This window comes from Bradyrhizobium sp. NBAIM14, assembly GCF_020193895.1.
GTDB classification, from domain to species: Bacteria; Pseudomonadota; Alphaproteobacteria; order Rhizobiales; family Xanthobacteraceae; genus Bradyrhizobium; species Bradyrhizobium yuanmingense.
Genome location: NZ_JADYVQ010000007.1, coordinates 275,537 through 295,424, shown reverse-complemented (window position 1 = coordinate 295,424; position 19,888 = coordinate 275,537). Strand labels below are relative to the sequence as shown.

The window sequence follows — 19,888 nt, the reverse complement described above, 5'->3', positions numbered from 1 at the left end:
CAACACGTCCCTGTATTTTCTCGGTCCACGACCGAGCGCCCTTAAGTTATCGCGCAGCAAAACCGTCGGGGCGGACCAGACGCTAACACCGACGCGCGCCGAGTCCGTCCCGAAGACCATCGCACTGCGATTGGTGATGATGCGGCAAAGAGAGCAAGTCGCGTGCCGAAGTGAATTCGCGGGCTCTGCAGGCACTTCGTCGCGGCGTCCGGCGTCAAGTTGCTGACAATGGTCTCAATGCCGACAGCCAGCGCAGCCGGTGCAGTACGTTCGGCTACCGGGACCAAGCGCTCAAGATCGAGCTGGCCGGATTAGACGAGACCTGCGCCGACAAGGGCACGGCCGATGATCGTGATCGATGCGCCGCACTTCCACGCTGCTGTAGTCCTAGGACCGACAAGCCGCGTGATCCGAACACACCCCATCCTCAGCTACATGCTCGGCTGGGATCGGCAGCGCGTGGTCTCTGATGCCGAGCGCAAGGGATGGCGCGCTACGTGGGTCGATTGACCCGCGCGAGGCCGCCGAGGGCCATCGATTGCAAAGGTACTTTGGGAAAGCCGAGGCGGCCCGGGATCGCGGGACTGCGCACCTTCCCTTTCGGCCTTTGACTGCGCTGCGAACCAGCTAGAAATCGGCCAGAAGACGCGAGGAAAATTGGCGCGGAAATGGACGCACAAAGCCGCAGTCGAGCTGTGGCTCATCGGGCGAATGCGGCCTTAATTAGCGCAATTTGCGCCAGCAGTCGCCAAGGCGTGTTTCAGAAAGACCCATAAGACGACTTGAGTGTCTTTTGTCCGTGTTGTGTAGCACCAGTGTTCGTTCCCCTAGCGGAAGACGTGCGTACGCGCGCCCCGGGCCGGGAGGTATTTTAGCAAGCCCGACTCTCACGTGCATGTGCCAATCTGGCGCCTTCATCGTATGCCTACGGCGGCGAAGCACTAGGTCATTCTTCAAGCTCATCAAGCAAGATGCGCTTGTCGTGGAGCTCCCTGAGGTACTCGGCAATCGAACGCTGCGTCTCCTGCCATTCGATGCGTTCTTCCGCGGTCCAAAGGAAACACTCAAGTTTGAAGCGAGCTTTCTCAGCCTCTGCGAATTCATTGTAAAGCGTGATATCTCGCTCCACTTCTTCGAGCTGTTCACGAATGGTCCTTGGCATAGTCGGCCTCTGGGGCTTTGCCTCCAGCCAGTGGGCGTATTCATCTCAATTTGCGCGATTTAGCAACTACTCATTTTCTCGGTGCGGGAAGCTGACGCAAGGCGCTACTACCGCAAAACAGGCTTCGTATTTGGCTTCACGAGGGCTGAATAACGGTCCGTGTTTTGGAACGCCACCCCGATAAAGTCTCCCTGTCGCCACGTGAGGCGACAAGGAGAGGTGGTGCGAAACCCATCGAAAGAAAGCGAAAACTCCGTCGGCAGAAGCGTGAGTCCGTTAAGCTGAATGCCAGCGCCTCTACTGGATAGATCACGCACCAGGCATGGCTCGGAGGTGATGTGTCCCGGAATTGAGAGAAGAACCTCTCGCCACACCGACTGCCTTTCGAGGGACCGCCGGGACCAATTCTTCCCTTCACGTTGACGGACCTTTTCTTGCAAATCCTTTAGCTCTCGGTACTGGCGCTCCAGGCTCATATCCCTCATTCTCCGTTATTCTTGTTGGCGCTTCCCACATTATTCCGAAACCCAATAACCATCGCGATAAATTCTGTAGAGCGATCCTCAGGTTGAGGGAATTCCGGACGACTACCGTTTGTGGCCGATCGCGATTTCGCGGTTGGACCCGTAGCTTTCCGGGCCTTGAATGGCACTGCTGGCCTCAACGGTGGAGATGGCGGCAATGGTGCAAAATACCACGGTAGGCCTGTGGCCGCTCGCCGCAGAAAGGACTGTCAGTGGCTGGGGTGGAGGTGTTGTGTAAAGACGATTGTGTAAGGCAAATTGTCCTCCCGGTGTGTTCCTTCAGTATGTCAAAAGGCAGGATTGAGCGGATGGTATTGCCACAGCAAGGCCGTTAAATCTTCATAATACCCCACCATCTTGGTAGGTGCGTCGCAGTTCGCCTTCGGCGATAATGCCTCATCGCGACCGTCACTCGTAAGGGGCGGAAGCATGTGAATCTGCCCACCAAGATCGCCCCCTCGAATTAACGCCAAGAGATCACCATCCAAGCCGCTAGAATAGCTTTCGCGATAGCCATGACGGCAGTGGTAGCTGCGGGGGCGTTCTTTGCTATCCGCCTTTTGATTCGATTCTACGGATAGGGTCCCGCCGCTGCACCTCCAGCCGAACCGACCACAAATGGAGGCCGTGTCGTGATGGCGAATGAACAGGATGTTATCATTGGACGTATTGCCGAGATCGAGATCGACAAGTCGGCTGCCATCATAGTTGAGCAGATAGATGGTGAAATCTCCATTGCCATCGCGAGCGTCGTCGGCGTTCACCTCCAGGTGACGGCGGGGCAGGCACGTGAGTTATCTCGATCCTTAGCTGTGGCCGCGGAGAATGCTGAAAAATTCCGCGCGTCAGCCAAGACGTAGTGGCGCCCGCTCCACTATCACCGCGGGATTTCGGTCAGGTTGCGCCATACAGGTCGGCCCGTTGCCCTAGTGAAGCGCGGCAATCTCCTCCAGGTTCTCATCGTTGTCGGTTAAGATGATGACGCCCTCAATCCAATCCTCAATAATGCTGGTTACTGCCGTGGGCACTGGCCAAAGGGGCCGATGGTGATTTCGGGCCCTCGTTCCAATGAGCGTCGCGGTGTACCAGCCGGGGATGTCCCGATCGCTGTTGAACTAGGTCGGATCGACGTTGCCGGAATGAATGTTACGCGGCCCTCGTGACGTGGGCAACGGGGTTGATCGTCATGCGATTGTGGCGAGCTTGAAGAGCCGCACGCAGAACCGACAATTGCTTATGCGCCTTCAATCGTCGGAAGCCCTTGTTGGCCTCGATCATGCCGGCCGCGACCCGTCGCAAGGCCATACCGGCATCCCGCCAGCGTTTGACGTTGCGCGTGACGCGGCGAATGGTGCCCATCATGTTCTCGGCGATGTTGGTACAGGCGAGCGATCGACGAAGCTCCTTCGGCAACTTCAACCGGACGACGGTCAGGATTTCGTCGAGGCCTTCGAGGATGCTGGCCGCTACGCCGGGCCATTGCTGGTCGAGTCGACGCGCGGGATTGCGGATCAATTTTTCGGCCTTGTCGGTATCATCGAGCTCCCAGGCCTGGCGCAGCGCCCGACGGGTGGCCGCATGATGCTGTTTCGGCAGGCGTTCCATGATGTTGCGCGCCTTGTGGATCTGGCAGCGCTGGATCGCAGCGGCCGAACCGAAGGTGCGGAGGATCGCCTTCGACAACGCCTTCGCGCCGTCGGCGATGAACAGTCTTGGCACCGTCGGGTCGAGCCCGCGCGAGACCAGGTTGCCCAGCAGGGCCTGAACCGTTGCGGCATTCTCGGTCGCCCCTTCCACCAGCGCCAGCGGATGCTTGTTGCCTTCGCCGTCAACCCCGATCGCGGCGACCAGCACGAGATCGTCGCCGAGATGCAGCCCGTCGATTTGGACCACCAGAAGGTCGAGCGCGGACAGATCGGCAGCCATGAAGTCGGCCAGCCGCGCCGCCGACAGCGCTACGAACCTCCGCGAGGCCGCCGACTTCGAACCCCCCGATCCGGGCGGTGCCGGCACGTCACCCTCGGGCAGCCGGACAGCGCGGCCGAACCGGCGCGTCGACACATTGATCAGCATCAGGTTCATCGCCCAGCGACCGAGCCAGTCCTCCTGCGCCGCCGTTTCCCAGCTCGGGATCGTGACCTCGCGGCCGTCCACGCCCCGGACCCGCGGGCGCTCGACCTCGATCTTGCCGCCGTGGAAACCGATCCGTCCGCGCGTTCGGCCCCAACGGTGCGCCCGCCGCGCCGCATCGCGACCGTGGCGCGGCCCGCAGGCCGCCGTCACGTCCGCCTCCATCATCGTGCCGAGCGCCTCGATCCCCGCCGCAAGGCAGAACCGATCAAAGCTCGCCCGCACTTCCGCAAACGCTTCGTCCACAGCCCCAGTCGCCGGCGAACCAGCCGGTGTGATATCTCTCGTCATGGCGTTGCTCTCCTTTGTGGAATCAGCACCCCGAGCCTACCGGCTCAAGGTGAGCAACGCCGACCTCTTCAGAAATTCAACAGAACCCGGGACATCCCCGTACCAGCCGGTTCTCGGGTGGGATGCCTGTGAGACTTTCGCCAGCGCGCCGCGCCCGTGCTGCCTACGATCCGGGACTGATCGCCAAGTCACCGCCCTATCCTGGTAGTTGCGCTAGGGCATTCGTCGGGATGATGTATCCCCGTCAGCTTCTTTCGTCGCTGAGGCTGGCTGCGTAGAAGTCACTAGCGAGTGGCAGGGACAGCACTTTATTGGTCCACTTCCAAGCGTCGAGTCAAGTTGCCGCTAACGTTCCCGCTGTTTAGGTCGCGCGGCTGCCACCGTGAGTCCGGTGTGATCCTTGAGGCTATCGACTACCGTGACCGCCGCTTCGAGTTCATCTCGAAGACGCTTCGTAATCCGCAGAATGCTGCTCGCGAGCTCCTCGCGGCTGATTTCTGCACCGTGAGCAACTTTTTCTTCGAGGTCGCGTATCGCTTCGTCGATCTTGTGCAGCGAGAATGTGCTAGGCATCATCCGGCTCCGTCCTGATTGAGGGTCGGGCATCCGCCGAACCACGGTGTAAAAATGCGTCCGCTACACGGTTAAGTAAAGCGGGTGGCGTTGCGGGAAAATCTGTCCCCATCTCGCGTCTGAGCGCCTCGAATTCGGATAAGGTCGAAATCGGGCAATCCGCCACCGCGTCCATTTTTGAGCGGATAACTTCAACCCGGGATCGCCAATCGGCCAGCTGTTCTTTAGTTCGCTGTGGGCCGTACGTGTCTTCTGCCGGTGTATGGCTTGGCCTACGGACGTAGTCCGTGAATGCTTGGATTGCCACTTCGGTCCTTGGCAAGGCGTTACTCCTATGAGCGGAGCCAGCTCGAACAGTTACAGACCGAGCATTTTATACAGGCACGCGGGATGCGGCAACCCCCTCGTGCTGGTAGGTGCTCTCCAACTGTTCTCAGAATACAAATTGGTAGCATCTTGAGAATTTCAGCCTCTCGGGAGCAAAGGTGGTCAGCCTCAGTCTTCGAGGACGGGCTGGCCACCATCGCTTGCGACGCCACCTTGCAGGTCCAAACGGAATGCACACGTTGGAGCGACACGCCACCTCCCTACGCTCGCAGGCGCTTGCGGTGCTTGCAGCCAATCAGGCCCGGGCGGCCGATCAATCTTTGAGCCTGGCAGATCGACAAGTCGCGACGTTTAATGCTGAGGAGGCCCAGGCGCTGCTCAGCATCCTCGATTGCGTGAAGCTCGAACCCGGGCCTGAGGAGGCACGGAAGATCGCAGCGCGCATACGCGCGCTTCTAGAGGACCCACGGAGGAGCCAACCGATTCGAGTGGCGTGCTTGTAGGGTTGCGGATTCCGATCGATGTCGCCCAGGATTCCGAGATGATGTCACCCACCATTCCGGGATGATGTCGCCCGGGTCTCGCAAGGGCGAACCCGGGGTGACGAGACCTCTTCTGGCTCCCATAGGGTCAACCTTTCGGTTTTGCGAAGGGGGACCCTGGATGCCGACGGAGAGGCTTGCGATGCGCCGTGTGCGCGATGTGATCAGGATGAAGGCGGCTGGGCTGCCGAGCCGCGAGATTGCGCGGCGGGTGGGCGCGGCGCCCTCGACAGTGCGGCTGACCATCCGGCGGTTCGAGGCCGCAGGCCTGAGCTGGCCGTTGCCCGACGAACTCACGGACGCGGCCCTGGAGGTCCGTCTGTTCGCCAAGACCGGCAACGGCAACCGGCAGGGTCACCGCCGCATCGCCGAGCCCGACTGGGCCGCGGTGCACCGCGAGCTCAAGCGCAAGCACGTGACGCTGTCAATCCTGTGGGAGGAGTACATCGGCGCCGAGCCCGGCGGATACCGGTACTCGCGCTTCTGCGAGCTTTACCGCGCCTGGGAGGGACGCCTGTCGGTGACGATGCGCCAGGCGCACGCGGCCGGCGACAAGCTGTTCGTCGACTACGCGGGCGACGGCGTGCCGGTGGTAGTCGACCGCCTCACCGGCGAGCGGAGGACGGCGCAGATCTTCGTCGCCGTGCTCGGCGCCTCGAGCTTCACCTCCGCGCAGGCGACGTGGACGCAGGGACTCGCCGACTGGATCAGCGCCCATGTTGGCGCCTTCGCGGCGATCGGCGGCGTCCCGGCGCTCTTGGTGCCTGACAACACCAAAGTCGCAGTCATCAAGGCGAGCCTCCACGACCCGCAGATCAATCGCACCTATGCGGAGATGGCCGCGCATTACGGCACGGCCGTCTTGCCGGCGCGACCTCGCAAGCCGCGCGACAAGGCCAAGGTCGAGCAGGCCGTCCTCATTATCGAGCGCTGGCTGCTCGGCCGCCTGCGCCACCGCGTCTTCTACAGCCTCGCCGAGGTCAATGCAGCGATCGGCGAGTTGCTCACCAGGCTCAACGAGGAGCGGCCGATCCGGCGGCTCGGCGTGACGCGCCGCCGGCTGCTCGAGGAGATCGACCGGCCGGCGCTCAAGCCGTTGCCGGCGAGCCCCTACCTGCTCGCCGAGTGGCGGATCCGCCGCGTCAGCCTCGACTACCACGTCGAGGTGGAGAAGCATTATTACAGCGTTCCGCATCGCTTCGCGCGTGCCGAGGTCGAGGTGCGGTTCACCGCCCGCACCGTCGAGATCTTCCACAAGGGCGAGCGGATTGCCGCGCATCAGCGCATGAGTGGCAATCACAAGCACACCACCGTGCCGGAGCACATGGCCTCCAGCCATCGGCGCTACGCCGGCTGGACTATCGGGCGTATCCGTCAGGACGCCGCCGCGATCGGGCCGGCAACCAGCGCATTGTGCGACCTCATTCTCGACGAGCGCTCGCACCCCGAACAAGGCTTCCGCGCCTGCCTCGGCATCCTCAGGCTCGCCGCCTCCTATGGGCGCGAACGGCTGGACGCCGCGGCTGCGCGGGCGATCGACATCGGCGCGCGCACCTATGGCTCGGTCAAGTCGATCCTCGCCAACAATCTCGATCGGCGTCCCGCTCACCAGCGCTCCGCGGACGATGCGTCGATCCTGCATGCCAACATCCGCGGACCGCGCTACTACAATTAGGAGACCGTCCCTTGCTCACCCATCCGACCCTCGACCGCCTCAAACGCCCTCGGCCTCCACGGCATGGCCAAGGCCTTCGCCGACATTGAAGCCGCCGGTGAGGCTGGCAGCCTCGGTCACGCCGAATGGCTTGCTCTGCTGCTCGAACGTGAAGCCTCGCTGCGGCACGACAAAATGGCTCGCCACTCGCCTGCGCTACGCCAAGCTGCGCCAGCAGGCATGCGTCGAGGACATCGACTATCGCACCCCGCGCGGTCTCGACCGCCCGCTGTTCGCCAAGCAAGCAAAGCCGTCGCCGTCATTGGTCCCACGCCTGGGATTGTCATCAAACGGCGGGCATCTTCTTCTTTTCGGGCGCGATGGGTGATCTCGCTGTCGAGTTTCTTGATCTGCATTTCCAGCGTCAACATCGTCTTGATCAATATCTCGAGTACGAACCGTGCCGCTTCGGGCACGTCGGTTTTTGGATCCATTGCGCGCTCGACAAGCTCTGCGACATAGGCCGTGCCCTTTGCCATAATCACCCCGTATTCGGCGAGATGACCACGCAAAGCATTGATCGCCTGGGTCCGCTGCCGGATCAGCAGGTCGCGGGTCCGAAACACCACCGCGCTCGCTTGCTGCTCTTCACTCTTGACGGGAACGAAACGCATGGTCGGTCTCTGCGCCGCTTCACAGATCGCCGCTGCATCGGCCATGTCGTTCTTCTGCCGCTTCACGAAGGGCTTCATAAGCCGGTGGGATCAGCCGCACTTCATGGCCGAGCTTGCCGATCTCACGAGCCCAGTAATGCGCGCCCGAGCAGGCTTCGATCGCCACGAGGCAAGCCGGCTGCTCGGCAAAGAATGCCAGCAGCTTATTCCGGCGCAGCTGTTTGCGAAAAACGACCTTGCCGGCGGCATCGGCTCCATGGGCCTGAAAGACATACTTCGCTAAATCTAGTCCAATCGTGCTAACTTCGTTCATGGACGCTTCCTCTCTGGTGATGGTTGTTCAACACCCTTCACTTTGGCACATCGATGCCGTCGAGGGGGCGTCCACCCCATCACAGCAACCGCAGAAGAAGAAAAAAGGTTGAAGTCGCGATTCCAGATTGACCGCGCGGCTTGACCGATGCCAGAGAACCAGCCGGCCAGCACGCCTCGCCGCTGGGCGAGATCAAATCGGAAAGGTGGGCGACATCGTCTCGGAATCCACGGGCGACTTCATATCGGTACGCCTGGGCGACTTCGTCGGAATCCGCATGTAGGGTTTACTTGGAACACGACGAGTCCGTTTTTTGGCGCGTTTAGAGGAATCGAGTCACTCTTTCGGTGTCCGCACATTTTACCAAGTTAGTGGTGAGCCCGGCTGGACTTGAACCAGCAACGAGACCATTATGAGCGTACGCGTCCGGTGACGCTTTCAATTACCCACATTTAGCCGAACGGGCTGAGGGAGCGCACAAACCATTGCATCGCAGGAATCGACCGGATTCCTTGTCTGGCACCGATTCGCAGGGGGCGGTGCCAATGGACGAAGAAGCCGACGCATGGTTTGATCGCGAGCTCGCTGGCTGCAGCCTTGCCGACGAGCGCCTGAACAAGCGGCTCCGCAAACTGGTAGCGCAGATCGGGTGCGCGATGGGAGAAAGCATTCCGCTGGTGTGCCAGGACTGGGCCAATACCAAGGCTGCGTATCGTGTTTTCTCCAACGACGGGGTCAGTGAGGCGGACATTCTGGCCGGCCACTTTCAATCGACGCGGGAGCGCACGATTGGCACCGACGGTCCTGTTCTAGTGCTCCATGATACGACCGAATTCAGCTATCAGAGAGAGCTCGGACGCGATCGGGATCACCAAAAGCATAAACAGCGGCCGGGACAAGGCGGGCGGCCTGAGATCGCACACGGTTTGCGGCATCCTGATGCACTCGAGCCTGGCGGTGACGACCGAAGGGCTGCCGCTTGGACTGACGGCGGTCAAATTCTGGACCCGGAAGAAATTCAAGGGGACCGCCGCGCTTAAGAAAACGATCAATCCGACGCGCGTTCCCATCGAGAAGAAGGAGAGCATTCGGTGGCTGGACAATGTCCAGCAATCCACGGGGCTGCTGGGCGATCCAGGACGATGCGTTCACGTCGGTGATCGCGAGAGCGACATCTATGAGCTGTTCTGCGCGGCTCGAGAAGTAGGAACGCATTTGTGACTAGGACTTGCGTTGACCGTTTGGCTGGGGATGGAGATGCGATCCGCCGGACATGCGAGTCCCTTAATAGCGCCCGCGGTGCGAGTGGCTGCGATCCAAATGCCGTCCAACCAACACGAACTCTGGTGCAAATTGCTCCGGTGATTGGCTGGAGATCAGCCTGAGATTCCCCGGTGAGTGTCGCCGCCTACGTTCTGGTTGACGGAGGACTGACACATGGCTTCCAGAAGCATCGGCCTGACAGCGGATTTGCGCGGATACGCACCTGCAATCTCGCGGACCATCCAGCCATTGCGGGTGGCGCGATGAACACCCCCTATCAGCAAAATGAGGGCGGCATTGTTGCGCTCTTGCCGGATGGACGGGTCGAATTCCTTCATCCAGCGGCGCTCCCTCTACTCGAAGCCGCCCGCGCGGGCGACGCCAAGTTGCCGGACATTGACGACAACATCCTCTCGTCTCCTCTGGTCCGGCTCGAGCAATTCCATTTGACCGCGCCGGCCATTGCCTTCATCGAGCTCACCAACCTTTGCAATCTGCGCTGCAAGCATTGCTATACGTGGTCGGGTCCGAAGCGACCCAACGAAATGACGACCGAAAAGATCATCGGTCTGCTGGATCAGTTTGCGGAATCCGGCGTATTGCAGGTGTTTCTCACCGGTGGCGAGATTTTCGCCCACCCGGACGCAATCGAAATCATAAACTATGCCCGAACTAAGCCGTTCAGCACGCAAATCTTCACCAATGGTCTTCTGATCACGGAAGAAGCCCTGGCGCGCATAACCCCTGGGACCTCCTTCTTCATCAGCTTCGACACCGCGGACCCTGAGCGAACAGTTCGCGGTAAGATGGATTTTCCGAAGCTCCGAAGCGCCTTCGAATGGATGAAAACGCACGGTCACGCCTTTCGAACTGCGATCTCCGTCCATCGCAACAATGTAGCTGACGCGGAGGAGATCTTTGAATGGTGCGCGATCAACGACTATCCGCGGCCGCAATGGCTTGAAACACGCCCGGTCGGCCGGGCTCTTCTGCACCCAGGCATTCTTCTCCAGCCGGATCAGATCGACGAGGTGTTCGAGGTGTATCGTCGGTGCATGGACCGCTACTCGGCCGCGCCGGAGGCGGAGGAAGTCGGGGGCGTAGCATCGGCGGTGGCCGTCCGCAGTGTCGATACGATCAAATTCTGCCAGAGGCTCGAGCGCGCGACCGGGCAGGAGAAGTGCGGACGTTCGCTCGTCTACGTCAACAGCGTGCGATGTGTTTCCCTGCAGTAACTGCATGAGCGGCGGGCTCTACAGGGCCGGCAGCGTCGTCGATCAGCCGTTCGCCGAGATATGGGCCAATGGTTTTGACGAATTCAGGCGCATCACGTTCGACGATCACAATGGATGTCAGGAATGTCCTGTCCACAATGCCGGAATCTGGTGTCAGTTTCGGTGTCCGCCACTCGCGCAAAATGTCTCCCGGAATCAAAAGGGATGCGGCGCGACCGAATACCTTCGCCTGTTCATGCTGCGTGCGGGCGCCTTCTGGGAAGAGAGACGAAAGGCGGGTGTCCGGCTCACGATGGCGCCGTCCCGACCACATCGAGCGGAGCATACCGTCGCCTGAGATCGGCACCGGTCGCCCGCCCCGCGCCGATATGGTTTGGCGGGCTGCAATGAAAGGAGACATCGAACCATGAGCACGAAAGCCATTGGCCGACAGCTGTTGCCAGTTGACGGCATCGAGATCAGCGCGAGTCCCGGCAACGGCCTCGATCTGGCGCAAGACGGAGTATCGCTTGCAACCGTCGGCGCCGCCTCTGCCGTCGCTCAAAAGCGGCAATCGGCACGTCGCCCGCCTTACCCCAAGCAACGACGGGATCACCCTTGCGCTTGTCGGGGCCGCCTCCGCAACCAAGGCCTAAGAAGCCGATCCCGGCCGCCACCGGTGGCCGGGATTACAATCCGGAGAAAGATCATGCATGCACCGACTGCTACTCCGCTGGTGAGGTCGGCTCCGCCGCGATCGCGCATCACAAATCCAGGTGCTCTGCTGGCGCTACACCCCGAATTGCGCATAGATCAAGACATCTACAACATCAATGTCACGGCCAACTTCGGTGCGACGCTGACTGCATCAGAGACTTGGCAGCAGATCGCGACACATGATGGCGCGCAGAAGCCAGTCCATCTTTATTTCCATTTGCCCCTGTGCAGCTACGTTTGCCGGTTCTGTAACTACGTCAAGCGGCAGGCCCCGACCGGCGCGAAGCTCGATGATGCCCTCGATCATTGGACCGGCTTGCTGATTGAGGAATCGCAACGATATCTGCGGGGAGCGCCGTGGTTGTCAGCGGCTCGCGTTGAGTCGCTGTTTCTGGGGGGCGGCACCGCATCGCTGCTCAGACCCAGGCACCTGGCGCGGATCATGCGGCATGTGCAAGACAACTATTCCGTCATACCGGGATGCGAGGCGACGTTGGAAGGCAATCCGGACAACTTCCTCGCCGACGAAGTCAGTGATGCAATCGAGATCGGCTTCAACCGGTTCAGCGTCGGCCTCCAGTCGCTCGACAGCAAGGTCAACGCCTTCGCTGGTCGGGGGCACGACCGACAAATGTCGCTGAAGTCCATCGAAAAACTGTCCATGGGCGGTCGGCCCTTCAACGCCGATCTGATGTTCGGCCTCCCTTATCATACAGCCGATTCCGTACGGGATGACGTGAGCCTTCTGGTATCTATGGGCGTGCCCACCATTACGATCTACTGCCTGCGAAATGCGGATAGGCACAAAATGGGGATCGGAAATCAAGCCGCCTGGAACAACGACAAGATCCGCCAACGTCTGCACGACCAGAATCTGTTCCCGACGCTTGAAACCACCTACGCGATGCGCGAAGCGATGGTGGATGTCCTGCTCGATGCAAACTATGAACCCAGCCCCTGCGGCTGGTGGAGTGCGCCAGGATCTTATCCTGACGGCAACATCCCACAGGTGTCGCGCAACAAGTGGCAGAATTACGACACGATGATCGGATTCGGTCCCGGCTCCTATGGCTGGCTCGCGGGTATTCGGCCGGATCCTATCCAGACCCGCAACATCGCCGACATCTCCGCCCATGCGCGCCATGTGGAATCTCAGAGCACCGCACCGCTCGCGTCCGGCAGGCGCCTGACCGGCGCGGAAGCCGTCGCGACGGCGCTTGGGTTCGCCTTCAAGTCAAACCAGCCGATCTCCGTGCAGCGGTTTGCCCGGATCTATGGCGTGAATCTGTTGTCCGATGAGCCCTATGCCGGCGTGATCGAAGACCTCATGGCAAAGGGACTGCTCGAGCCGGTCAATGGGTCGTCGGAGTACCTGAAGCCGACGCTTGATGGTGAAACCCTCCACGAGGAGATCATTACGACGCATATCCACGGCCGTATCGGCGGTGTCGTCGCCGCCGTCTGCCGGCGCTAAGAGGCTGCCTACTCATGTTGCAAACGCAGAGAACGATGAACCCGGAAGCAATTCGCATTCATGAGTTCGTACCGATATCGGGATCCGAGATCGGCCGCGTCTTGATTGTACCATCCGGAAATGTCGGGCCGATGGATCAGGGCGGCTTCGAATCCGAATTGTACGAGCGGCTGGCCGGCAGGCTCGTTTCCTCCGGAATGATTACGGCTCGATTTGATGTCGAGTCCGATCGACCGCGCGGAGGTGTGTCGATACCGGCGCGCCGGGCGAACCGGACGCGGCGGTTGTCCGAGATCTTGGAACACGAGGCGATTGCGGCACGATCATCTCCGCTCATTCTACTCGGCGTGTCGCTCGGCGCACTTTCGATTGTTGACGTTCTAAGACGCCCGACCTCGCTCAATATCTGCGCGGCTGTTCTGCTTGGATGTGTGATCGAAGAACCCAGCGTTGTTATGCCGCCGGTCGAGCGAATCGACTTCCTCTACGGCGCGCGGGATCTGGTCGGATATTGTAACAGTGACGGTGAACTGAGCGAAGTCGTCGGTCCGGACACGTATGGACCTCGGTCGGCGCAGCAATTGATCGTTCGGCCGAGAACCGTCGTTACCACCCGCATCATCGAAGGGGTCGGACACATGCTCGCGCGGCCTGGTGCCCACGCGCCTGACGATGACACGTTGGATGTCATCGTCGACCTAACGAAGCAATCCGCTTTTCCGCCGTCTGCCCCGGCCGCGCAATAGGAGAGATCGACGATGACGTCTTTGGCAACCCAGCGCTTCGACAAACTGTCGACAAACTTTGCGACAAGCGAGGTCCATTCGAGCAGTCATTCCATCAGGCGATTGCATGAATTGCTCGACCTGCCGGCCGGCGCGTCGGTTGTCGACATAGCCTGCGGCGCTGGCCATCTTGCTCTGTCGTTTGCAGGTCGCGCGAAACGCATCGTGGGAGTCGATGGTGCCCCGACCATGCTGGGGGCCTTCCAGAGACTTGCGAACGAGAAGGCAATCCAGGTCGAAACTGTGCTGGCCATGAGCGATTCTGTCTCGCTGCGATCCGGCGAATTCGACGTCGCGGTTTCCCGGCTTGCACCGCATCATTTTCCGAACCTGCAAGCGTCGGTGCGGGAGATGGCGAGGCTGGTTCGGCCGGGGGGCATGTCGCAGTTATCGACCTGCATGGCTACGACGATTCCGACCTTGACGAATTCAACCATCGGCTGGAAGTTTTGCACGATCCAACGCACGTCCGAAGCCACACGCCGCTGGCCTGGCGAGATACCCTGGCGGGCGCCGATCTGGAGATCCTGACCTTCGAGACGCATCTTCGAGAGAGTCCGAAAGGTGTCAGCATACAGCGCTGGTGCGAAATTGCAGCCTCTGGCCCTGAGGCGGAACAGGCTATCCGTGCGCAGCTTGCGTCGGCCCCCGCGGCGACGTTGAACGCCTTCGGGATTGATTTCGCGGTAGATCAAGCCGAATTCCTGATTCCGGTGAGGACGTTGCTTGCGGTTGCGCGCAAGCCGGCCGTTAATCACTGAGTGGGGACGGGGGCCTTTGTTGCGAAGCGCGTGTGTCACGGTTGGTGGGTGAGGTTCAGGTGCCTGTCCTTCATATCTATTCACCTCTCGATTCGCCGCCATCGGCGCTGCTCGAGAACCTCTGCTCGGGGATCCTCGGCATTCTTCACCTGCCGCCGGGGCATTGCTGGGCGATTTGGCACGAGGTGGCGCCCCACAATTTCCATCGCGACGGCTGGCATTACGGCGCCATGGACAACGGGCCGATCGTCACGATCTACTGCAAGCGAACATACAACAACGAGGAGATCTCGCGGATGTTGCTCTTCACGCGGATACGCTTGCGAGTGGCTTGTCGTGCGATGCGGGCTGCCGTCTACGCGACCGTGCAGCGCGTTCAACCGGGAGAGACCCTGGTGCGAGGCGGGATTTGGCAGGAAGTTGAGGGGGCACCGTGACCGAGCAGGATATATGCATCCGACCCGTGGCGACCGTCAGGTCGTCGCGTAAGACACCTGAAGATGATCATTGGGGGGCGGTGGAATCATACATCGACTTAGATCAACGCCAATTCGGTGCAAACGCGCTACTGGGGCTCTCGGAGTTTTCTCACGTTGAAGTAGTTTTCCTGATGCACAAGGTGCCACCGGATTCGGTAGAGAAGGGCGCGCGGCACCCGAGGGAGCGAGCGGATTGGCCCTTGGTGGGAATCTATGCCCAGCGCGGCAAGTCGCGGCCGAACCGGCTGGGTGTCTCACGTTGCGCGTTGCTCGGGGTTTGGGCCACACACTCCATGTGCGCGGGCTGGACGCAATCGATAGCAGCCCGGTCATCGATGTGAAACCCTACATGGAAGAATTTGGCCCGCGAGGAGCGATAGCGCAACCAGCTTGGTCCAACGAGGTCATGAAGGATTACTACAAGGAATGAAGGAAGGAGTGGCGAGTAGTTAGCCCGAGGTGATCAGGGGCAGCGTGAGAACGCCCGCCTTACGGAGGTCCTGAAACGGAAGCTCTATAAAATGGAGCTTCGGGCAATCCTCACCATGATGGTGCTGCCTCGGGATGAATTATCCGACCTGGCTCGTTTTCTGAGTAGGCGGTGCTTCTTCGATCATTCTGATTGCCTGTACGGCGAGACGACCAAGAGTAGGGTGTATCGACCAGGTACGAAGGACGGGAATGTCGCCGGCGTTGCCGAAGCGCCCGAGGATTTCAAGAGACTTCGCGACAACGTCTTCGGCGCGGAAGAATTCGAAGTAGCCAGATTGCGTGGTTGGGCTCGCAAGCGCGGCCCGATAGGATCGCCGCGATTTCGTTCGGAAAGAACTCGACGAAAATGCTACGGCAGGCTCGGTTCCGGGAAGATGCTTCGCACGTTCAGAAAACATGTGGTCCCTGTGGTAAAACTCTCCAACGAACGCCGCCGCAATCACCATGCCGAACGGCTGCTCAAAGCCTAGTTCCATAGACGACGTCAAACCGCGCAGCGACGCGCTGACGCCTACAAGCTGTCCTTCGGCGGTGGCGACAGCCCCCGGCAGGCGCACAGCCCTCGCTGGACGGCGGCGTCGACGGCGGCTATCAATGCCTCGAAGCTGGCCACCGGTTTGACTCGGATCGTAATGAGGCGCGTCGCCAGTGTAAATCTTCCCGGCCAGTTAGAATCTGAAAGCCTCAGCCCGGGCCAGGTCGGCACGCCATGCCGCGTAAAACCTGGTCGCAGTTGACCCCGTAAAGTCCGAGTAGCGCGTGTTCGGATATCAAGCAGTGCAATCACTAAGATCGTGCGACGAATGCCCACTTTCAGTCGGATAAGCCCAGTGGTGCGACCAGTAAGTCATTGATTGTTCTCACCCCGGGGCTGTCTCTTAATCAGCGGCCCGGTCCGAATCAGTTATGCAGCAAGCTTAGGAATCTCCTGTTCAATCAATCGCAACAATCGGGTGTTGCGCCTCCCCGCAACCAAGGAATCTTGCGATACGAGCGAATAGTCGGAACTTCATTCTATGCAGCCATTGAGATGCCGTTTGGTTGCCCTGCTGCGTGAGGAGGACATCTGGCCTCATCGATCTTCGCGCTCCCGAGCCACTGGACGAACGAAGGATCTCGCTCTACCGCTGCGCTATGAATAGCCAACTCCGAAATTCTTTGCTGTTGGCTCCTCAGGTGATCCCTTAGCAACCGATCGCGGGTAATGTACCCAGCATTTACGCCCGGAAGTGAGTGGTTCATCAAAAGATGGATGTCGAGTTCCGAAACACCCGCTGCTTGCGCGAGCGTGCGATAGCTCTGCCGCAGATCGTTACCCCATTTGGACAGCGCATTTCGCTCTTCCTTATGCTCCACGAGATGTCCTTGCTTACTGTCAGCTGGAAATAACCACGACCTCGCTTGCTCGGAATACACGATCCGGCCCCATCGGATCGCGCGGATGATGCATCTGATCATCGGCCGGGATAGTGGAATGTCAAATGCCTTCTCCTCTCCACCTTTGGGCTTCGGGATGCGGATCATCCTCTGTCGCAAATCGATGTGTTCCAACCGGATTTTCTTCAGGGCGGTTGGACGTGATCCACTCAAGAGCGTCAGAAGGTGAAATTCGCGCCTAACCGGGTTATCCATTGCGTAAAGCTCCTTGAGCCAACCGCTGATATCTTTGGAGCCCATCCCGGTATTGCGTCGATGCTCCTTATTCCAGTCGATCGCGGAAACCGGGTTCACGGCCGGCAGATCGGTATTGCTCTTCCGCGCGTGGTTGTACACAGCCCGCAGACTGCGCATTGACCCGTTCGCAATATAGGAACCGTTCTCCTTCGTTATTTTATCGTGACGTTCAACAACGAGGTGCGGTTGTCGCCCAAGCCGAGCGAGCGGATTGTCGAGCCAATCCTTGAACAGCCGCTCCATGTGATCTCGATAGCTTTCAATGGTTCCTGAGCTTCGACCCTTACGTTTCATGTGCGCATCCCGATAGCGCTCCCAAGCTTGCCGAAGCGTTATTGAGCCTGGCTTGATCTTCGGAGCCTCACCAGGGCGTTCGCCTTTCGCGATCGATCCAAGCGCCTCCTTGGCTTTGCCACGCGCTTGACGCGTGGTCATGTCACCAAAGTCGCCGAGTTTTACCTGCGCTGTGAATTCGCGTACGCCATCACGCCAGAACTCGCCTTGGGCCATAAACGTTTTCCGGCGCTTGCCGATAAGCACGAAAAAGCCCGGCAGTTCGCTATCGCGTACCTTGTATTGCGTCTCCCCCGCGCAAAGAAGAGCGATGCTCTTGTCGGTGAGAACCTGGCGCTGATCAGCCATAAATGCCTCCACCTTTTTTTAGTCTGGGTTTAGTCTGGGGAAGTCTCTGTTGAGAATTATCCGGGGGGACCACGCTGCGGTACGCTACAGCGCTAAATATTCGTATTAATCAATAGCTTGTAGAGGAGGCGAGAGTATGGCAACGTGTCTGTGAAAACGGGTGAAAAGTCCCGAATTCAGACTACGAATCTGAGGGTCGGACGTTCGAATCGTTCCGGGCGCGCCATCATCTCGCGAAGCCATTGTTTCTCGGGAATAAATCGACAAATCAATAGCTTCGTCCTGCCGCACTGGTATCAAGCGGTGGGATCAATGGTGCGTGTCGTGGGACTTGGTCTGATACAGAACGAGCATGGCGTTTGGTGTGTGCGCCGGAAGGTGCCCAAGCGTCTCGAAGAAGCCGTGGCAAGAGTTCAGGGAGCGCCGAGAGCGCGGCAGCCATGGCTCAAGCGTTCATTGCGCACCAAGGACGAGAAGCGCGCCAAGATCCTTGCGAAGCCGATCATGATGGAGTTCGACCGCATTCTTGCGCAGGCCGAGGCTCTGCTTGTCGAGCGTCCCGTTCGCACGTCCCTGACCGAAGCCGAAATAAAGACCATAAGCGACTACTTCTATGCGCATGAGCTGGGCGCGGATGAAGAGCTTCGCGAGGAGGGCGTCGGCACCGATCCGATCTTTGCGGACGTTCACCGTCAGCTCACCGAAGCCGGTATCGAGTTCAAGAGCCCGTTCGAAGTCCCGCAGACTTCCTCGGGTCTCTCCGACCGGATGATGCACAAGATTGAAGAGGACACTTCGATTGTGCTGCCTGCGGTCAAGAAGGCCTTGGCACGTGGCAATGTTGATTTCATCCGCTACGAAGTGAACGAGTTGCTTCAGCTCTTCGGCATCAATCTCGATCCGAACAGCTCCGATTTTCGTAAGCTGGCGCTCGCCGTGATGAGAGCTGAGGTTCGAGCGCTTGAGGCCATCCACGCCCGGCACCAAGGCGAGCCGGTTGAGAGCCCCAAGCTGGTCGAACCTGGAGCAGCCTTTGCGGCCTCTTCGGATGGATGGCGTTTGCGCGCTGCTTACGAGGGGTGGGTCAAAGTCGAACCGCGCAAGAAATCCACTCAACTCGAATTTGCTCGCGGGATTGACCGCTTCATTGAGCTTCACGGGGATCTTGAGGTCTCTCAGATCAACCGTCGCCATATACGCGAATTTCGGGACGCGGCCCAGCTTGTACCTGCTCGGAGGAGTGGGAAGCTCCTGAAGGCCGGTCTCCCCGAGCTTGCCGAATACTCACGGAGGCATCCCGACGAGCCACGCTTGAAGGCGGCGACCATCAACAAATGGCTTAATTGCCTTGGAGCCGTGCTGAACTGGTCGCGCAAGAATGGGCTCATCCCTGATGAGGTGCCGTGGTCCGATCCGGTATCTGGCATGCGGCTCACGGAGGCCAAAAGCAACCGACAGCCTTGGGAAGTCGAAGAACTTAGGTTGCTCTTTGGATCACCCGTGTATCTCGGAGGCGAGCGGCCAATCGGAGGCAAAGGTGAAGCTGCATTCTGGCTGCCGCTCCTTGCGCTGTTTAGCGGCGCCCGGCTGAGCGAATTGGCGCCGTTGACTGTCGATGACCTGAAGGTTGATGCAGCCTCCGGGGTGCGCTTCATGACAATCATCGAAGACGAAGAAGCAGGCAGGGGTGTCAAGACCGAGCAATCGGTGCGGGCCGTTCCGGTTCACCCGGAATTGGTGCGGATTGGGCTCGTTGATTTTGTGCATCGCGTTCGCGCGTGCGGTGGGGCCTCGGCGCGTCTGTTCCCGCTGCTCACACCCGGCCCGAAAGGCGGCTTCGGCGAAGCATTCTCCAAGTGGTTTGGCCGCTACAAGCGGACCTTGGGCGTCGAGAACCCGAGCAGCGTCTTCCATTCCTTTCGGCACGGCTTCAAGGATGCGTTGCGCGCGGCCGGCGTACAGGAGGATGTTAATGATGCGCTCACCGGCCACAGCGGCGGAAATGCAGTTGCCCGTGGCTACGGGTGGAGAGACATGGTGCGCCGGTTTGGCTTCCCTACCCTGTATGCTGCGGTGGAAAAGGTAACCTATCCCGGTCTCGACCTCACCCACATCCATTGGACGGCAGCTCAAATCCCCATCAAAGGACCGGATAGGTCATCCGCAAGGAACAAGAAGCCATTGCGAGCGCGCTGAA

At 59.9% G+C, this 19,888-nt stretch carries 16 protein-coding genes, 1 tRNA gene and 3 pseudogenes; 12 read left to right on the top strand and 8 right to left on the bottom strand.

The window, feature by feature from the left end; all coding sequences use genetic code 11:
* Positions 1–946: 946 nt before the first annotated feature.
* The 5 genes from I6F28_RS20090 to I6F28_RS20075 all read right to left on the bottom strand — a co-directional run bounded on the left by I6F28_RS20090 (position 947) and on the right by I6F28_RS20075 (position 4,683).
* Positions 947–1,162 carry a hypothetical protein gene (locus I6F28_RS20090; protein ID WP_036046582.1) on the bottom strand — a complete coding sequence of 72 codons (216 nt, stop codon included), beginning with the start codon at positions 1,160–1,162 and terminating at the stop codon, positions 947–949.
* 107 nt (positions 1,163–1,269) lie between these two features.
* The gene (locus I6F28_RS37825; RefSeq protein WP_369418512.1) at positions 1,270–1,638 is read right to left on the bottom strand and encodes a PilZ domain-containing protein; all 369 of its coding nucleotides are present in this window, start codon (positions 1,636–1,638) and stop codon (positions 1,270–1,272) included.
* A gap of 335 nt (positions 1,639–1,973) precedes the next feature.
* Positions 1,974–2,450, bottom strand: coding sequence for a hypothetical protein (locus I6F28_RS20085; RefSeq protein ID WP_225140640.1), 477 nt, complete (start codon positions 2,448–2,450; stop codon positions 1,974–1,976).
* Between the two features lie 382 nt (positions 2,451–2,832).
* Positions 2,833–4,107 carry an IS256 family transposase gene (locus I6F28_RS20080; RefSeq protein WP_225140638.1) on the bottom strand — a complete coding sequence of 425 codons (1,275 nt, stop codon included), beginning with the start codon at positions 4,105–4,107 and terminating at the stop codon, positions 2,833–2,835.
* Between the two features lie 345 nt (positions 4,108–4,452).
* Positions 4,453–4,683 (bottom strand): hypothetical protein, encoded by a 231-nt coding sequence (locus I6F28_RS20075; RefSeq protein WP_036036210.1) that lies wholly within the window; start codon positions 4,681–4,683, stop codon positions 4,453–4,455.
* A gap of 1,008 nt (positions 4,684–5,691) precedes the next feature.
* On the opposite strand from I6F28_RS20075, the gene istA reads away from it, so the two are divergent.
* Complete coding sequence (istA, locus tag I6F28_RS20070; RefSeq protein ID WP_225140657.1) at positions 5,692–7,224, top strand: IS21 family transposase; 1,533 nt, start codon at positions 5,692–5,694, stop codon at positions 7,222–7,224.
* 11 nt (positions 7,225–7,235) lie between these two features.
* Positions 7,236–7,504, top strand: a pseudogene (locus tag I6F28_RS20065) (ATP-binding protein); the annotation flags it as partial.
* Here the strand turns inward: I6F28_RS20065 and I6F28_RS20060 are convergent.
* Positions 7,446–8,190, bottom strand: a pseudogene (locus I6F28_RS20060) (IS110 family RNA-guided transposase); the annotation flags it as partial. The pseudogenes I6F28_RS20065 and I6F28_RS20060 sit on opposite strands and share 59 nt — an antisense overlap.
* Before the next feature lie 545 nt (positions 8,191–8,735).
* Between I6F28_RS20060 and I6F28_RS20055 the strand changes: the two are divergent.
* The 8 genes and pseudogenes from I6F28_RS20055 to I6F28_RS37815 all read left to right on the top strand — a co-directional run bounded on the left by I6F28_RS20055 (position 8,736) and on the right by I6F28_RS37815 (position 15,313).
* Positions 8,736–9,230, top strand: coding sequence for an IS4/Tn5 family transposase DNA-binding protein (locus tag I6F28_RS20055; RefSeq protein WP_225140636.1), 495 nt, complete (start codon positions 8,736–8,738; stop codon positions 9,228–9,230).
* Positions 9,231–9,584: 354 nt separating this feature from the next.
* A complete protein-coding gene (locus I6F28_RS20050) occupies positions 9,585–10,688 on the top strand; it encodes a radical SAM protein (RefSeq protein ID WP_202948374.1) in 1,104 nt (367 codons plus the stop codon).
* A 4-nt stretch (positions 10,689–10,692) separates the two neighbouring features.
* The gene (locus I6F28_RS37820; RefSeq protein WP_369418084.1) at positions 10,693–11,025 is read left to right on the top strand and encodes an SPASM domain-containing protein; all 333 of its coding nucleotides are present in this window, start codon (positions 10,693–10,695) and stop codon (positions 11,023–11,025) included.
* A 351-nt stretch (positions 11,026–11,376) separates the two neighbouring features.
* Positions 11,377–12,858, top strand: coding sequence for a radical SAM protein (locus I6F28_RS20040; RefSeq protein WP_225126669.1), 1,482 nt, complete (start codon positions 11,377–11,379; stop codon positions 12,856–12,858).
* A 35-nt stretch (positions 12,859–12,893) separates the two neighbouring features.
* The gene (locus tag I6F28_RS20035) at positions 12,894–13,604 is read left to right on the top strand and encodes an alpha/beta fold hydrolase (RefSeq protein ID WP_225140635.1); all 711 of its coding nucleotides are present in this window, start codon (positions 12,894–12,896) and stop codon (positions 13,602–13,604) included.
* Positions 13,605–13,616: 12 nt separating this feature from the next.
* On the top strand, positions 13,617–14,174 hold the full coding sequence (locus tag I6F28_RS20030; RefSeq protein ID WP_081493689.1) for a class I SAM-dependent methyltransferase: 558 nt from the start codon (positions 13,617–13,619) through the stop codon (positions 14,172–14,174).
* Positions 14,175–14,448: 274 nt separating this feature from the next.
* Positions 14,449–14,841, top strand: a complete 393-nt coding sequence (locus I6F28_RS20025) for a hypothetical protein (protein ID WP_225140633.1) — start codon at positions 14,449–14,451, stop codon at positions 14,839–14,841.
* Positions 14,838–15,313: pseudogene (locus I6F28_RS37815) on the top strand (SAM-dependent methyltransferase). The gene I6F28_RS20025 and the pseudogene I6F28_RS37815 overlap by 4 nt, the downstream one beginning before the upstream one ends.
* A gap of 139 nt (positions 15,314–15,452) precedes the next feature.
* Here I6F28_RS37815 and I6F28_RS20015 read toward each other — a convergent pair.
* Both I6F28_RS20015 and I6F28_RS20010 read right to left on the bottom strand, forming a co-directional pair.
* Positions 15,453–15,932 (bottom strand): hypothetical protein, encoded by a 480-nt coding sequence (locus tag I6F28_RS20015; protein WP_225140631.1) that lies wholly within the window; start codon positions 15,930–15,932, stop codon positions 15,453–15,455.
* A 457-nt stretch (positions 15,933–16,389) separates the two neighbouring features.
* A complete protein-coding gene (locus I6F28_RS20010; protein ID WP_225140629.1) occupies positions 16,390–17,691 on the bottom strand; it encodes a site-specific integrase in 1,302 nt (433 codons plus the stop codon).
* Positions 17,692–17,835: 144 nt separating this feature from the next.
* Here I6F28_RS20010 and I6F28_RS20005 point away from each other — a divergent pair.
* Both I6F28_RS20005 and I6F28_RS20000 read left to right on the top strand, forming a co-directional pair.
* Positions 17,836–17,917: transfer RNA gene (locus I6F28_RS20005), tRNA-OTHER, on the top strand.
* 86 nt (positions 17,918–18,003) lie between these two features.
* Positions 18,004–19,887 carry a site-specific integrase gene (locus I6F28_RS20000; protein WP_225140627.1) on the top strand — a complete coding sequence of 628 codons (1,884 nt, stop codon included), beginning with the start codon at positions 18,004–18,006 and terminating at the stop codon, positions 19,885–19,887.
* The last annotated feature ends 1 nt before the right edge of the window (position 19,888 follow it).